Origin of the sequence: Carnobacterium sp. (assembly GCF_045617425.1) — a bacterium.
GTDB lineage: Bacteria > Bacillota > Bacilli > Lactobacillales > Carnobacteriaceae > Carnobacterium_B.
Window position 1 is genome coordinate 343,384 of sequence record NZ_JAZLIO010000015.1, and the last position, 14,225, is coordinate 357,608.

15 protein-coding genes, 1 rRNA gene and 1 other annotated feature are annotated in these 14,225 nt (G+C 35.4%); of the genes, 3 read left to right on the top strand and 13 right to left on the bottom strand.

Annotation, left to right across the window (positions count from 1 at the left end; all coding sequences use genetic code 11):
* Nucleotides 1–13 precede the first annotated feature (13 nt).
* A complete protein-coding gene (locus tag ACKI3H_RS09180; RefSeq protein WP_407371942.1) occupies nt 14–994 on the top strand; it encodes a polyprenyl synthetase family protein in 981 nt (326 codons plus the stop codon).
* A 191-nt stretch (nt 995–1,185) separates the two neighbouring features.
* Here the strand turns inward: ACKI3H_RS09180 and ACKI3H_RS09185 are convergent, their stop codons facing one another.
* The 12 genes from ACKI3H_RS09185 to ACKI3H_RS09240 form a co-directional block, all read right to left on the bottom strand.
* Entirely contained in the window at nt 1,186–1,785 is a 600-nt protein-coding gene (locus ACKI3H_RS09185) for a sigma-70 family RNA polymerase sigma factor (protein WP_407371943.1), read from the bottom strand.
* Nucleotides 1,786–1,892: 107 nt separating this feature from the next.
* Nucleotides 1,893–2,417, bottom strand: coding sequence for an NYN domain-containing protein (locus tag ACKI3H_RS09190; RefSeq protein WP_350450842.1), 525 nt, complete (start codon nt 2,415–2,417; stop codon nt 1,893–1,895).
* Nucleotides 2,418–2,450: 33 nt separating this feature from the next.
* Entirely contained in the window at nt 2,451–3,308 is an 858-nt protein-coding gene (gene rlmB / locus ACKI3H_RS09195; RefSeq protein WP_407371944.1) for a 23S rRNA (guanosine(2251)-2'-O)-methyltransferase RlmB, read from the bottom strand.
* Entirely contained in the window at nt 3,295–3,708 is a 414-nt protein-coding gene (locus ACKI3H_RS09200; RefSeq protein ID WP_350450844.1) for a Mini-ribonuclease 3, read from the bottom strand. The genes rlmB and ACKI3H_RS09200 overlap by 14 nt, the downstream gene beginning before the upstream one ends.
* A gap of 7 nt (nt 3,709–3,715) precedes the next feature.
* Nucleotides 3,716–5,128 (bottom strand): cysteine--tRNA ligase, encoded by a 1,413-nt coding sequence (gene cysS / locus ACKI3H_RS09205; RefSeq protein ID WP_407371945.1) that lies wholly within the window; start codon nt 5,126–5,128, stop codon nt 3,716–3,718.
* A 30-nt stretch (nt 5,129–5,158) separates the two neighbouring features.
* On the bottom strand, nt 5,159–5,689 hold the full coding sequence (gene epsC, locus ACKI3H_RS09210) for a serine O-acetyltransferase EpsC (protein ID WP_407371946.1): 531 nt from the start codon (nt 5,687–5,689) through the stop codon (nt 5,159–5,161).
* A 50-nt stretch (nt 5,690–5,739) separates the two neighbouring features.
* Nucleotides 5,740–5,964: a binding site (T-box leader), on the bottom strand.
* A gap of 52 nt (nt 5,965–6,016) precedes the next feature.
* A complete protein-coding gene (gene gltX / locus ACKI3H_RS09215) occupies nt 6,017–7,486 on the bottom strand; it encodes a glutamate--tRNA ligase (protein ID WP_407371947.1) in 1,470 nt (489 codons plus the stop codon).
* Between the two features lie 62 nt (nt 7,487–7,548).
* Nucleotides 7,549–8,046 (bottom strand): 2-C-methyl-D-erythritol 2,4-cyclodiphosphate synthase, encoded by a 498-nt coding sequence (ispF, locus tag ACKI3H_RS09220; RefSeq protein WP_407371948.1) that lies wholly within the window; start codon nt 8,044–8,046, stop codon nt 7,549–7,551.
* 20 nt (nt 8,047–8,066) lie between these two features.
* Nucleotides 8,067–8,783, bottom strand: a complete 717-nt coding sequence (gene ispD, locus ACKI3H_RS09225) for a 2-C-methyl-D-erythritol 4-phosphate cytidylyltransferase (protein ID WP_407371949.1) — start codon at nt 8,781–8,783, stop codon at nt 8,067–8,069.
* A gap of 11 nt (nt 8,784–8,794) precedes the next feature.
* Nucleotides 8,795–9,907, bottom strand: a complete 1,113-nt coding sequence (locus tag ACKI3H_RS09230) for a PIN/TRAM domain-containing protein (protein ID WP_407371950.1) — start codon at nt 9,905–9,907, stop codon at nt 8,795–8,797.
* A gap of 85 nt (nt 9,908–9,992) precedes the next feature.
* Nucleotides 9,993–11,363 carry a DNA repair protein RadA gene (radA, locus tag ACKI3H_RS09235; protein ID WP_407371951.1) on the bottom strand — a complete coding sequence of 457 codons (1,371 nt, stop codon included), beginning with the start codon at nt 11,361–11,363 and terminating at the stop codon, nt 9,993–9,995.
* Nucleotides 11,364–11,581: 218 nt separating this feature from the next.
* Entirely contained in the window at nt 11,582–12,121 is a 540-nt protein-coding gene (locus tag ACKI3H_RS09240; RefSeq protein WP_407371952.1) for a dUTP diphosphatase, read from the bottom strand.
* Between the two features lie 228 nt (nt 12,122–12,349).
* Between ACKI3H_RS09240 and ACKI3H_RS09245 the strand changes: the two genes are divergently transcribed.
* On the top strand, nt 12,350–13,456 hold the full coding sequence (locus ACKI3H_RS09245; protein WP_407371965.1) for an ABC transporter ATP-binding protein: 1,107 nt from the start codon (nt 12,350–12,352) through the stop codon (nt 13,454–13,456).
* A gap of 143 nt (nt 13,457–13,599) precedes the next feature.
* Nucleotides 13,600–13,776: a hypothetical protein gene (locus ACKI3H_RS09250; RefSeq protein WP_407371953.1), complete on the top strand. Its 177-nt coding sequence runs from the start codon at nt 13,600–13,602 to the stop codon at nt 13,774–13,776.
* 364 nt (nt 13,777–14,140) lie between these two features.
* Here the strand turns inward: ACKI3H_RS09250 and rrf are convergent.
* Nucleotides 14,141–14,225, bottom strand: a 5S ribosomal RNA gene (rrf, locus tag ACKI3H_RS09255); the annotation flags it as partial.

The window sequence follows — 14,225 nt, forward strand, 5'->3', positions numbered from 1 at the left end:
AAGGGGAATACACATGCAGATTCATCCTATGTGGGAAGCCTACCCTAAATTACAATCTGAATTAATACAAACCATTGAATTGATAGATTCAAGAATTCATTTGCGAAATAAATCTATTGAACATGCTTTAGTTGATATGATGAACACAGGTGGCAAATTGGTTCGCCCAGCTTATACTTTGCTTTTTTCAACTTTTGGAAAAGATCACGATCCTAACCGAGCACGTGCTTTTGCTGCGGCTATTGAAGTGTTGCACATGGCAACTTTAATCCATGATGATGTTATTGATGATTCACCTAAAAGACGTGGCCAACAAACGATTCAATCAAAATACGGCAAAGATATTGCCGTTTATGCTGGCGATTATTTGTTTACCGTTTCGTTTAAATTAATAACAGATTATTCTAATTCTATGAAACAAATGCAAATCAATACCAAAGGGATGGAAAAAATTTTGATGGGTGAAATTGATCAAATGCATTTAAGATACAATCAAGAAATAACGATTCGCAATTATTTGACTCAAATATCTGGTAAAACGGCTCAATTATTTGCTCTTTCATGTTACTCTGGAGCTTTAGAGAGTGGACAAACTGAACGATTTGCTCGAAATTGTTATTATATTGGAAGTCATATTGGAATGGCTTTTCAAATCAAAGATGATATTTTAGACTACACCCAAACCACGGATGGTTTTGGAAAGCCTGTTTTAGAAGACGTAAAACAAGGAATTTATTCTGCTCCTCTTATTTATGCTATTCGTAAAAAAAATGCTGTTTTTAAAGAATTACTTGAAAAAAAAGATCAGCTAACAAAAGAAGAAACACAAAAAATCCAACAACTTGTTATAGATTCTGGCGGTTTAGATGAAGCAAAACGTTTAGCTGAAAAGTACACCGATAAAGCTTTAAAACGGATTGATCAATTACCGGATAATTCAGAAAAAGAAATGATTCGTAACTTAACCCTGTCATTATTAGATAGAACGATTTAATCTGACTATTATTTAGCCCTTTACTGCTCTCTAGAATAAAAAGACAAGTTATCGATTTTTCCGATAACTTGTCTTTTTATTTGAACCCTTACGAGAATGGTAGACTCTTTATTATGGATGGATCCAACCAATTTAAGAAAGCGTTATCATTTAACTGTAGTTGTAGCCTTGATAATTACGTTAAGAACCAATTAAGATTCTAGTATAAGTTTCATTTTGCGTTTGCAACGATCTAAAGCATTTTTTATTTGTAGACTATCACACTGTAATTGTTCAGCAATCTCATCTACTTCTATATTCTTTAAATAAAGAGAAAATACTTTTTGTTCGAGCTTTGACAATGTATGATGATAACCGGCTAATTTTTCTTTAACTTGTAAGATATCTAACGCAGACAGTCCTTCTTTTCCATTCATTATGTATTGAGGACTCATTCCTTTTTCTATCATACCATCTAAGGACTCCGCAATTTTTTCTATTCTTCGTTTCTTAGCCATATCTTTTCGAATCAAGCTAAAAATATGGTGTTTAAAATTTAGTTTGTAGAAGTTTCCAAATGTGTGGCCTTTATCTTGATCATACGTTTGTATCGTTTTATGAAAGACGATACGCGCTTCTTGCCATAGATCCTCTAACTCATAACTTTTAAGGTAGTATTCTTTCGTCAATTTTGTTACCAAGGGATGATAACGCTTAAATAAAATTTTGAATGGATACCCATCTCCATTTTTAATCATGAGAATCAATTCTTCGTCACTCATAAGATAAATTTTTTCATCTTCGTCTGCCAAACTTGTCCCTCCTTCTAGTGGCTACAATAGTGTGATTTGATGGATAACACAAGTTATTTCGATTGTCTACCATTCTCGAAAACTTTCAAAATAGCTTATTCCTTATTCTAATGTTTTGTTAAATCATCTCTTAGTTTTTCTAATCGGTCTATTTGGTTATGCGACCAAGGCGAATTTCTTCGATAATTCTGTAAACGGTACTGTTGTGTATCAGCCTCAATAGCTTTTTTAATGCGTTTAACATCACTAAAGAGTTCATTAGCCGATTTTCTCAAAGCACCTTTTTGGAAAATGATCCATTGTTCTGCAAGATCACTTGTTGCAACAGTTACTTGTGTTAACAGAGTACTTTCTTTGCCAACAATGCGTTCAATATAACTATCCGCAGTTTCTCCTTCTTTCGTGAAAATAACCGATAATTGATACTTCTTATACGATTGTTGAATTCCAGGAACAAATTGGGCGTCAAATACCACATGGATATCTATACCGGTATATTTTTGGTAATTGGATAATTCGTGCAATAAAGAGTCTCTTGCATCTTCCAATTTATCTTGGTTTTTTAGTTTTACTAAGTGTGGCCATGCCCCAATAACATTGTACCCATCCACAATCAACAACTCTCTTTTCATGATATTTGACCCCCTTCCCTTTTAGCTTTTTAGTTAAATTTTGTTTCGTCCACGGTATACTTCATACATCAATAAGCTTGCTGCTACACTAGCATTCAAACTTTGAACATGTCCAGTCATTGGTATAGTGACCATACCGTCCATTTGTTCTTTGACTAAACGAGAAATTCCTTTTCCTTCATTACCCATCACTAATCCTATAGGTAATGTAGTCTCCCATTGTCGGTAATCTTGTCCTTCCATATCCGTCCCATACAACCACAATCCACGTTCTTTTAATTCTTTGATTGCTTGGACAAGATTCGTTACTCGTGCAACCGGCACATGTTCTATCGCCCCTGTTGAAGCTTTTGCAACTGTAGCCGTTAAACCAACAGCACGTCTTTTGGGAATAATGATTCCATGAGCTCCAATAGCATCAGCTGTTCGCATGATTGAACCTAAGTTGTGCGGATCTTCAACGCCATCCAAAAGAATAAAAAAGGGATCTTCATTTTTTTGAGCGGCTATTGCAAATAAATCATCAATTGTTGCATATTGAAAAGCAGATGCTGCCACAACTACTCCTTGGTGATTCATTCCATCTACTAGTTGATCCAATTTAGACTTAGGCACAAATGAGATTTGCACACTGCGTTTTTTAGCTAAATTTTGAATCTCTTCCATTTTCGATCCGCTTAAGCCCTCTTGTAGAAAAATTTTATTAATGTCACGTTCTGATTTCAACACTTCAATAGCTGGTAATCTGCCGGCCACTAAATCACGATCGGTCTCTTGTTCTTCTACTCTATCCTCAACCGGCTTTACTGTTTGTCTAGCTGGTCTTTTGGTAAAAGATTGTTTATTTGGTTGGTTATTCCGTTTACCAAAATTTTTATTATCTCTTGTCATCTTTTGTAGCCTCCACTTTTTTTATACACCATTGAATCAATTCTTCCATACGTTCCGTTCGTTTTGCTAAATGTAAATAGCCCATTAATGATTCAAATCCAGTAGCTACACGATACGTCGTGATATCCGCATTTTTTGCTGAAGTGTAACTTTTAGAATTTCTACCTCGTTTATACATTGTCACTTCTTCTTCTGTCAAAAAGTCTTCTTCCGCTAACATTTCATGCATCAAGAAACTTTGTGCTTTTGCTGAAACAAAATGCGTAGCCGTTTTGTGCAGTTGGCTTGGTTTCGTGTAGCCTTGCCCGACTAAATAATCGCGAATATAGGTTTCATATATAGCATCTCCTACATAAGCTAATGCTAATCCATTTAATAATGCCCAATTTTTTTCTGTCATGTGTTTATTATCCTCTTCTCCATCTAGTTCCTTGAGGTGTATCATCTAAAATAATGCCCTCTTCTTTTAATTGGTCCCTAATTTCATCACTGCGTTGGAAGTTTTTCGCTGCACGTGCTGCATTTCTTTCTTCGATCAATTGCTCAATTGTTTCATCCAATAACTCTGTTTCCGCAAATGCAATACCAAAAATCTGAACTAATTCTTGAAACTGATCCAACATAGCTTCAAGAACAACTTTAGAAACAACAGAACGTTCGCTATAAATGTTCATTGCTTTAGCCATTTCATAAACAACTGTAATACCATTGGCAGAATTAAAGTCATCATCCATTTCTTTTATGAAGTTTTCTTTGAATGATGTGAATTGATTCAATTGTTCTTGGTCATCTGTCTCTGTCTCTGTCTCTACTGCATCTTTCAAACGGTACATTGCATGATCATAAGCTGTTTTTATTTTTGCTAAATTGGCTCTAGCTTCTTCAATCGTTGTTTCATTGTAACTAATGGGCCTGCGGTATTGAGTTGTTGCCATAAAGAAGCGGACGATCTGAGGGTCTACTTGTTTAATAATATCATGGACCAAAACAACATTCCCAATCGATTTACTCATCTTTTCATTATCCATAGTGACAAAACCATTGTGCATCCAATAGTGAGCAAATGGGTGTCCTGTTTTAGCTTCACTTTGAGCGATCTCATTCTCATGATGTGGAAAGGTTAAATCTTGTCCTCCAGCATGGATATCAATCGTATCCCCTAAATATTTTGTAGCCATAACAGAACATTCAATATGCCAGCCTGGACGACCTGCTCCCCAAGGTGATTCCCAACTAATTTCATCTGCTTTAGCTGATTTCCATAAAGCAAAATCTAATGGGTCTTCTTTTTTATTGTTTTCTTGAGCAGTTAAACGATTACTTGCTCCAACTTCCAATTCGTCAATTGAGATGTCGCTTAGTTTACCATAATCTTTAAATTTCCTTGTACGGTAATAAACATCGCCTTCTACTTCATAAGCATACCCTTTTTTTACCAGCACTGCTATAAAATCAATAATCTCTGGCATATTTTCCATTACACGCGGATGATGTGTGGCTTCTTCTACCCCTAAAGCATGTGTATCTTCATGATAGGCTTCAATAAATTTATCAGCTACTTCTTGAGCAGTTAAATCCAACTCTTTTGCTGTACGAATAATTTTATCGTCTACATCAGTAAAGTTTGAAATATACGTTACATCATATCCGCGATACTCAAGGTAACGTCTGACCGTATCAAATGCAACGGTACTGCGTGCATTTCCAATGTGAATATAATTATAAACGGTTGGTCCACAAACATACATCTTTACTTTTCCTTCTTCTATTGGAACGAACTCTTCTTTTTCTCTTGTTAATGTATTATAAATTTTTAGCATAGCTACTCTCCTTTTCTACTTAAGATATAATTAATGAGGGATTTTTTTTCCATTTATTTTCACTACTTTAGCAGGAATACCTACTGCAGTTGAATTAGGTGGTACCGTTTCTAAGACAACAGCTGATGCACCTATCTTGGAATCATTACCTATTGTTATAGGTCCTAAAACCTGCACATGTGCAGATAACAATACATTATTTCCAATTGTAGGATGACGTTTTCCTTTGTCTTTGCCTGTTCCACCTAATGTCACCCCATGAAAAATAATGACGTCATCTCCAACACTAGCCGTTTCACCAATCACAACACCCATACCATGATCGATGAAGAGTCTCTTGCCTATTGTAGCGCCAGGATGAATTTCAATCCCTGTTAAAAAGCGAGAAAAATTTGCAATCATACGACTCAATAAAAATACATTCCGCTGGTACAAAAAATGTGCCCCTCTATGAAAAATGATGGCATAGAAACTAGGGTACGTTAATAGGATTTCAAGTGTACTTTTAACTGAAGGATCATTCTGTTTAATCGTTTGAATGTCTTCTCTTAATCTCCTCATAGATTATTCCACCTTATTTTTTTTTACAAAAAAACAGCGTCTCTTATATGATAAAAGACGCTGTTGCGTGGTTCCACTTTTCTTTATCGCCTTATCCCTGTTGATTAGACTAGGCAACCTTTGACACTGTAACGGATGTTAACCGATAAGAGTCTACTACATTTTCAACCCCATAACTCAGAGACGCACTTCACCCAATAGCCACCATCTGCTTCCACCATTACAGATTCTCTTTAGATTTTTATTGGGTTACTCTTTCTCATCATTGTTTTTTATTTTTATTTAATTTATTTTTTGTTTTAAAGTTATTTTATATTCAGCTTAAGATTATAGTTTCGCTAATGCTGCTTGTAGATGTGCTTGAGCTTTTTCGCGGCCAAGCAATTCAATCGTTGGTCCAATTTCCGGTCCATGTGATTGTCCTGTTACAGCTACTCGAATAGGCATAAAGAGGTTTTTCCCTTTAATTCCAGTTTCTTTTTGTACTGTTTTAATCGCTTTTTTGATTTCGTCTGCATCAAAAGGCGTAATTTCATCTAATTGTTTAGAGAAAGCTTTTAAAACTTCTGGAACTGTTTCACCTTCTAAAACTTCTTTTGCTACACTATCAATTGCAGGTTCTTCACTAAAGAACAAACTTGATAGTTCAACAATTTCTGCCCCATAACTCATTTGTTCATGGTATAAGCTCACAACTTTTTGAACCCATTCTAATTTCTCTGGCGATGCGTTTTCTTCAACATAACCAGCTTTGATTAAATGTGGTAAAGCTAGTGATGTTACTGTTTCTAAATCAGCTTGCTTCATATATTGATTATTGATCCATTCTAATTTTTTAGCATCAAATGCTGCTGGTGATTTGCTTAAACGTGCAGGATCGAACATTTCAACAAATGTATTATGATCAAAGATCTCTTCTTCTCCAACAGGTGACCATCCTAATAAGGAAATAAAGTTGAACATTGCTTCTGGTAAGTAACCTAATTCACGGTATTGTTCAATAAATTGAAGAATGTTGCCATCACGTTTGCTTAATTTTTTACCTGTTTCACTGTTGATAATTAGTGTCATATGCCCAAATTGAGGAGCTTCCCATCCAAATGCTTCATAAATCATTAACTGTTTTGGTGTATTCGCAATATGGTCGTCTCCACGTAAAACATGTGTAATTTCCATGAAATGATCATCTATAGCTACTGCAAAGTTATATGTCGGCATACCATCACGTTTTACGATCACGAAGTCTCCGCCAATGCTTTCTGCTTCAAAAGAAATATGACCTTTTACGATATCTTCAAAATTATACGTGTTTTCTTTGATTACACGGTAACGAATAACTGGTTCAATACCTGTTGCTTCTTTTTCTTTTTGTTCCTTTGCTGTTAGGTTTGCACATTTTCCGCTGTAATGAGGCATTTCTCCTCTAGCTCTTTGTGCTTCACGTTCTTCTTCTAACTCTTCTTCTGAACAGTAGCATTTGTAAGCACGATTGCTTAACAATAACTGTTCAACTAATGGATCATAAATTTCTCTACGTTCAGATTGGCGGTAAGGACCAAATTCTCCTGGACTATCCGGACTTTCATCCCAATCCATTCCTAACCATTTCAAGTTTTCTAACTGGCTAGTTTCTCCACCTTCAATATTGCGTTTTAAATCAGTATCTTCAATACGGATGATAAAATCTCCACCATTGTGTCGTGCAAATAAATAATTGAATAATGCTGTACGAGCATTTCCAATATGTAAATGTCCTGTTGGACTTGGCGCATAGCGTACTCGAACTTTTTTTGTCATAATTTATATCCTCTTTTCTTTCTATTTTTCATCTCTACTAAAACTAAATTCACTAACTAAAATTAAAGAAGTGATGGCTTGTTATCTTGCCTTTCTAATAAGCAAATTGCCATTGCTGCAATACCTTCATTTCGTCCGATAAACCCCATTGTTTCAGAAGTTGTCGCTTTAACGTTAACATGTTGGATACTTGTTTGACAATCATAAGCTATGTTTTCTTTCATTTTCTCTAAATAAGGAGCCATCTTTGGATTCTCAGCTACAATTGTTGCATCAATGTTTCCAATTGTATAACCTTCTATTTTCAGTTCACTCCATACTTTACGGAGCAACTCCCGCGAGTCTATATTCTTAAATTGAGCATCAGTATCGGAAAAACGGTGGCCTATATCCCCTTTACCTCCAGCCCCTAAAAGAGCATCTATAATAGCATGAATGAGCACATCTGCATCAGAATGGCCTTCTAATCCATATTCAAAAGGCAGGGTTACTCCACCAATGATTAAATGTCTATTACTGACAAACTGATGGACATCATACCCTTGTCCTACACGAATCATAATCTAACAACCTCCTTCTTCTACTTAACTTGCTGTTCTCTATGGAGCAAAACGGCTTTTCCAGATACCATATCTTCAGGAGTGGTAATTTTTATATTGTCATAAGATCCTTCTACTACTAGAACAGGCTTTTGCAATCGTTCGACTAATGAAGCATCATCTGTTCCTAAAAAATCATCTGTTTTGGCTTTTTCATGTGCTTGCAGAACCAATGAACTGTCAAATGCTTGAGGAGTTTGGATGTGCCATAACTCACTTCTTGGCAATGTGGCTTTCACTGTGTGGTCTGAGTGTACAGCTTTAATGGTGTCTTTTGCTGGAACTCCTAAAATAGCTGCTCCAGTTTTTTGAGCTGCTTCATTTAACCGATCAATAGCTTCCTGTTCAATGAATGGTCTTGCGCCATCATGAATCATTACAAGACCTGAGGATGTTTTGTTTTTCAATTTTTGTAGACCTTTATAGACACTATGCTGTCGCTCTGTACCACCTACAGCAATGGTAATCGACTTTTCACTGTATAACTGTTCTTGTTGCAATAAATCCGTAAGCAGACCAATCTCATCTTCTTTTACAACTAGAATAATGTGACTACAATTTTCATCGTTCAAAAATAGAGTTAATGGGTATTCAATCAACGGCTTATTTAGTAAAGGTAATAAAATTTTATTCTTAGAAGATCTCATGCGTCTTCCGTGACCAGCTGCCAATAATATCAGCTCATAGTCCTTGTTCATCGCACCCGCTCCTAGTCTTTATCTTTAATGCCTTTTTGAGAATGAACCGGTTTGGCAAATATCATTCGCCCAGCTGCTGTTTGAAGCGCACTGGTTACGACAACCTCGATTGTTTTGTTCATAAAGTGTTGGCCTTCTTCAACAACAATCATTGTTCCGTCATCTAAGTATGCTACTCCTTGGCTACGTTCTGTACCAGCTTTGACGATCATAACCGTCATATTTTCACCGGGAATCACGACTGGCTTTACTGCATTAGCCAATTCGTTGATATTTAATACGGGCACATTTTGAAATTCACTTACTTTATTTAAATTGTAATCGTTCGTGACTACAACCCCATCTAATAATTTTGCCAGTTTAATCAGTTTACTGTCGACTTCTGTAATGTCTTCAAAATCGCCATCATACATTTCAACTTGCATATCATCTTCTTTTTGCAAAGCGTTTAATATATCTAATCCTCTACGTCCACGCACTCGCTTCAAGCTATCCGATGAATCTGCAATGTATTGCAATTCTTGTAGTACAAAGTTAGGAATCAAAATCGTTCCTTCAAGAAAACCTGTTTTGGCAATATCATAAATTCTTCCGTCAATAATCACACTAGTATCTAGAATTTTATATTTACGAAATGTTTCATCTGCCAATCTCTCTAAGACTTTTCCATCTTCATCTTCGGTATTCCTTTTTGCTTTTACCTGGAACAGCTTACGCCATTCATCTCTGCGAGTCGTCCCAACGCGGAACCCTAAATATGCAAAACCAATAACTAAAATAATAGGAATCACATCCCTAACAACTGGTATTCCCATACCAATCAACACTACACTAATTAGCCAAGCCAGAACCAACCCTATGATTGTTCCTAAACTCCCAAATAATAAATAAGTTACACTTTGTTGACTTAAAAAAGTTTCAATCTTTTTAAATGCTTGTTCAATGTACGTCACCGATAAAAAAGAAATAAATAAAAATATAATAGCACCAATCAGAATATTCATGACTACATTGTTAACATAAGGATTTTCAACTCCTGCCATATTCCATGCAGTTGGCATTAAACTTGCTCCGATGCTTCCACCGATAAGAATAAAGATACCGGTTATGATTTTTTTAACCAAAACTATTCCTCCTTCATAAATGGAGTTCCTGTCTTATACGAAAAAACAGGAAATTGCCATTTTATTTTTTTTGCTTATTTTGTACTTAAGAAAAAGCTTTCTTTATAGCCTCAGCTATCGTCACAACACCGATAACCTCTATATTTTCAGGGAAAATCCAACCACCAATATTGTTTTTGGGAATCATAATCCGTTTAAAACCTAATTTAGCAGCTTCATTTACCCGTTGTTCAATCCGGCTCACTCGTCTGATTTCTCCAGTCAACCCAATTTCGCCAATAAAACAATCAGTTTCTTTTGTTTCTTTTTCCTGATAACTGGATGCCACACTAATAGCAATAGCTAAGTCGATTGCTGGTTCATCCAATTTAACGCCACCTGCTGATTTTAAATAAGCATCCTGGTTTTGCAGCATTAGTCCCGCTCTTTTCTCTAGAACAGCCATAATTAAAGACACACGGTTATAATCTAAACCACTAGCTGTCCGCCGAGCATTTCCAAAAGCAGTAGGTGTGATCAACGACTGGATTTCAGCTAAAATGGGACGTGAACCTTCCATTGAAGCCACTACAGCAGAGCCTGTAGCTCCAGATAAGCGTTCTTCGAGAAACATTTCCGAAGGATTTAGTACTTCTACCAAACCACCTTCGCGCATTTCGAAGATCCCAATTTCATTAGTTGAACCAAAGCGATTTTTAACAGCTCTTAGAATACGGAAAGTATGGTGTCTTTCTCCTTCAAAATACAATACCGTGTCTACCATGTGTTCTAACATTCGTGGACCAGCAATAGATCCTTCTTTTGTAACATGTCCTACAATAAAAATAGCAATATTATTCGTTTTGGCAATTTTCAATAAATCAGCGGTGCTTTCTCTAACTTGGGAAACACTTCCTATTGCTCCGGTAATATCAGCTTGGTTCATGGTTTGAATAGAATCAATAATAACATAATCAGGCTTTAAGTCCTCAATTGTTTGCCTTATTGCACCCATATCCGTTTCTGGGTAAATATAAAAATCTGCACCCTTTACACCCAAACGGTTCGCACGCATTTTAATTTGACTTGAGCTTTCTTCTCCACTTACATATAAAACTTTTCCGCCAGCTAAATTTAGCTGGGCTGAAACTTGCAGCAAAAGTGTAGATTTTCCAATACCAGGATCTCCACCTATTAAAACCAACGAGCCGGGTACTACTCCGCCTCCTAAAACGCGGTTTAATTCTTTTAACTTTGTTTTTACTCTAGGAACTTTAGATACTGTGATGTCTTGAATTGCTTCAGCTTTGGCGGTTTTACCAGTCATACTTACACGACTTCTACGATCATTTTTATCCGCTACTATTTCTTCTTCCATTTGATTCCAACTACCACAGTTTGGACAGCGTCCCATCCATTTTGGCGATTCATAACCGCATGCTTGGCAGACAAATTTAGTAATTTTCTTTTTTGCCACCTGTTCAGCCTCACCTTCTGAGTTTTAAAAAACGATTTATTTTTATTTTAACATAAATGCGATTAGAATAGGCATTGAAACAGATAAAAGGCAGATTAATTCAAGCATTCTTCAACAGAAATTCATAATCTTGTTTTATCTCTTGTATCTATTCATAAATCGATTCAACATTTCAATTATTCAACAAACCAAATTTTCCACCTATTCAAATGAATGTATTATCTACCCGAAGAACCAAATCCGCCTGAACGAACTTTTCCATTCGCTTTGTCCGTATCGGCTTTTAAAAATGGCATAAATATACCTTGGCCAATTCGATCTCCTTTTTTTATTACATGATCGGTTAATCCATAATGAATAAATTGGAAATAGATGTGTCCTTCATTATTTTCATTATTGTAGTAATCTGAATCAATAATACCGACTCCATTGGGTAAGATTAATTGATGCTTAATTGGGTTACTTGAACGATTAGCCAATTGTAGATACTCGTCTTCTCCCATGTAAGCTTTAATACCGGTTGGGACTAATGTTGATTTTAAATACTTTTTGTCTTCTTCGACAAATATTAAATCTGTTTTCTTTTGTTTTATTACCCGGGCAATGCTTTCCACTACAATTTTCCAAATAGAAGGCACTATGGTATCCTCTGCTGCTTCAAAATCATAGCCTGCTGCATGATTTGTTGCTCTTATCGGTAAATGAATCTCTTTTGTTTTATAAGCTGCTATTACTTCAAATCCACGTTTCTTTTCCATATTCTTAAATTTCCTCATTTCATATTCTATTCATTAACTGCTTAATTATAACAAAAAATACGGCAACTAGCGATTCACTCTATTCTATTACCTTATAATCTAACCATGGGCAACTTGCACAAATAACGCTTAGTTGTTTTGTGCAGATTCCCCTTTCTATAAGGTAGCGTTTATATTATGATTATATTATAATAAATCAGCTTTTAATAGAGAGGAAACGTGGCTATAATGGTAGAAATCGCACTTAAAAATATTAATAAAAAATATGAAAATAATGAAAATTATTCAGTAACAAACTTTGATTTAAATATAAAAGATCGTGAATTCATTGTATTTGTTGGTCCTTCAGGATGTGGTAAATCAACGACCTTACGTATGGTTGCTGGATTGGAAGATATTTCAGAAGGAGAATTATATATTGGAGATAAACTAGTCAATGATGTTGCTCCTAAAGATCGAGATATCGCAATGGTTTTCCAAAACTATGCTTTATATCCTCATATGACAGTATATGATAATATGGCTTTCGGTTTGAAGTTACGTAAATACAAAAAAGAGGAAATCAAACAACGTGTTGAAGAGGCTGCTGAAATTTTAGGATTAACAGAATTTTTGAAACGTAAACCTGCTGCACTGTCTGGGGGGCAACGTCAACGTGTCGCCTTAGGACGCGCTATTGTTCGTGATGCTAAAGTATTCTTAATGGATGAACCTTTATCAAATTTAGATGCTAAATTACGTGTAGCAATGCGAGCTGAAATAGCAAAATTACACCGTCGTTTAAATACAACTACAATTTATGTAACTCATGACCAAACAGAAGCAATGACAATGGCGGATCGTATCGTTATCATGAAAGACGGATTCGTTCAGCAAATCGGAACACCTAAAGAAGTCTATAATACACCAGTTAACGTCTTTGTTGCAGGATTTATTGGTTCTCCAGCAATGAACTTCTTTGATGTTACCTTAACGAATAATATTATCTCCAATGGTAAAGGGTTGTCTATTACACTAGACGAAAGAAATGCAAAAAATCTTGCAACTAAAGGTTATGAAGGTAAGCAACTTATTTTTGGTATTCGTCCTGAAGACATTCATAGTGAACAAATTGTTTTAGACGCTAATCCAAATAGTATCGTTCATGCTGAAGTTGTCGTATCTGAATTACTTGGAGCAGAAACTATGCTTTATACTAAAGTTGATGGCACAGAATTCATTTCAAAAGTTGATGCTAGAGACTTTCATAATCCTGGAGAATTTATTGATCTATCGTTTAATTTAAACAAAGCACATTTCTTTGATACAGATACTCAAGATGTCATTAATTACTAATAAATAGGTGAAAAAATCAAAATAAGTATTAACACACTCCAAAAATTAGTTTAAAAAAGCTAACTTTTGGAGTGTATTTTATAGTTAAATGTAGTACATAATCTGCTCCCTATCATTTTTCCAGGAAAGGAGTTTCCAGTTGCATGAAATTTTTAAGTGGTGTTATTGCTATTTGTTGTGCTTTGTGGCTGCATGTATATGTATATGGATTGGAACAATCTTCTGCTGCAGGCTTCAATAATGTTTTTAATTTTTATGCATTTTGTTTATTTTCACTAGGCATCGTCTCTATCTATTTATCGTATAAAGAGAAAGAATAGTTTATTTATCTAGTTGTATTTTTAAATTGTTTCACGTGACACAATTTGTTAAGGTTTATAATTTTTTTGTTGTTAAATGTATCAAACTACTCAACAATAATTTCTGGAGAAATAGGGTTACTTATTACCTGTATAAGATTCCTTCATAATTAGAAACCGTAAGCACTGAAACGCTTATGGTTTCTTTGAAAGTTGATATAAAACTACAGGCTTACAGACCGTCCCGTTCTAAAAACAGACGCGTCCATTCCAGAAGAAATTTCATTTTGAAGTATCCACACTATTTGTCAAACAATCATTTGCTAATGAAACTTAACAACAAATACAAAAAAGACATCATCCGGAGATGATGTCTTTTTGATTTGCGTGGCAACGTCCTACTCTCACAAAGGGAATCCCTTCACTACCATCGGCGCTAAGAAGCTTAACTTCTGTGTTCGGCATGGGAA

Bases quoted from the DNA above. Each gene is read 5' to 3' on its own strand.
- ACKI3H_RS09180 (WP_407371942.1), top strand. From the start codon at position 14: ATGCAGATTCATCCTATGTGGGAAGCCTACCCTAAATTACAATCTGAA.
- ACKI3H_RS09190 (WP_350450842.1), bottom strand. From the start codon at position 2,417: ATGAAAAGAGAGTTGTTGATTGTGGATGGGTACAATGTTATTGGGGCA.
- rlmB (WP_407371944.1), bottom strand. From the start codon at position 3,308: ATGACAAGAGATAATAAAAATTTTGGTAAACGGAATAACCAACCAAAT.
- ACKI3H_RS09200 (WP_350450844.1), bottom strand. From the start codon at position 3,708: ATGACAGAAAAAAATTGGGCATTATTAAATGGATTAGCATTAGCTTAT.
- cysS (WP_407371945.1), bottom strand. From the start codon at position 5,128: ATGCTAAAAATTTATAATACATTAACAAGAGAAAAAGAAGAGTTCGTT.
- epsC (WP_407371946.1), bottom strand. From the start codon at position 5,689: ATGAGGAGATTAAGAGAAGACATTCAAACGATTAAACAGAATGATCCT.
- gltX (WP_407371947.1), bottom strand. From the start codon at position 7,486: ATGACAAAAAAAGTTCGAGTACGCTATGCGCCAAGTCCAACAGGACAT.
- ispF (WP_407371948.1), bottom strand. From the start codon at position 8,046: ATGATTCGTGTAGGACAAGGGTATGATGTCCATCAGTTTGTCAGTAAT.
- ispD (WP_407371949.1), bottom strand. From the start codon at position 8,783: ATGAACAAGGACTATGAGCTGATATTATTGGCAGCTGGTCACGGAAGA.
- ACKI3H_RS09240 (WP_407371952.1), bottom strand. From the start codon at position 12,121: ATGGAAAAGAAACGTGGATTTGAAGTAATAGCAGCTTATAAAACAAAA.
- ACKI3H_RS09245 (WP_407371965.1), top strand. From the start codon at position 12,350: ATGGTAGAAATCGCACTTAAAAATATTAATAAAAAATATGAAAATAAT.
- ACKI3H_RS09250 (WP_407371953.1), top strand. From the start codon at position 13,600: ATGAAATTTTTAAGTGGTGTTATTGCTATTTGTTGTGCTTTGTGGCTG.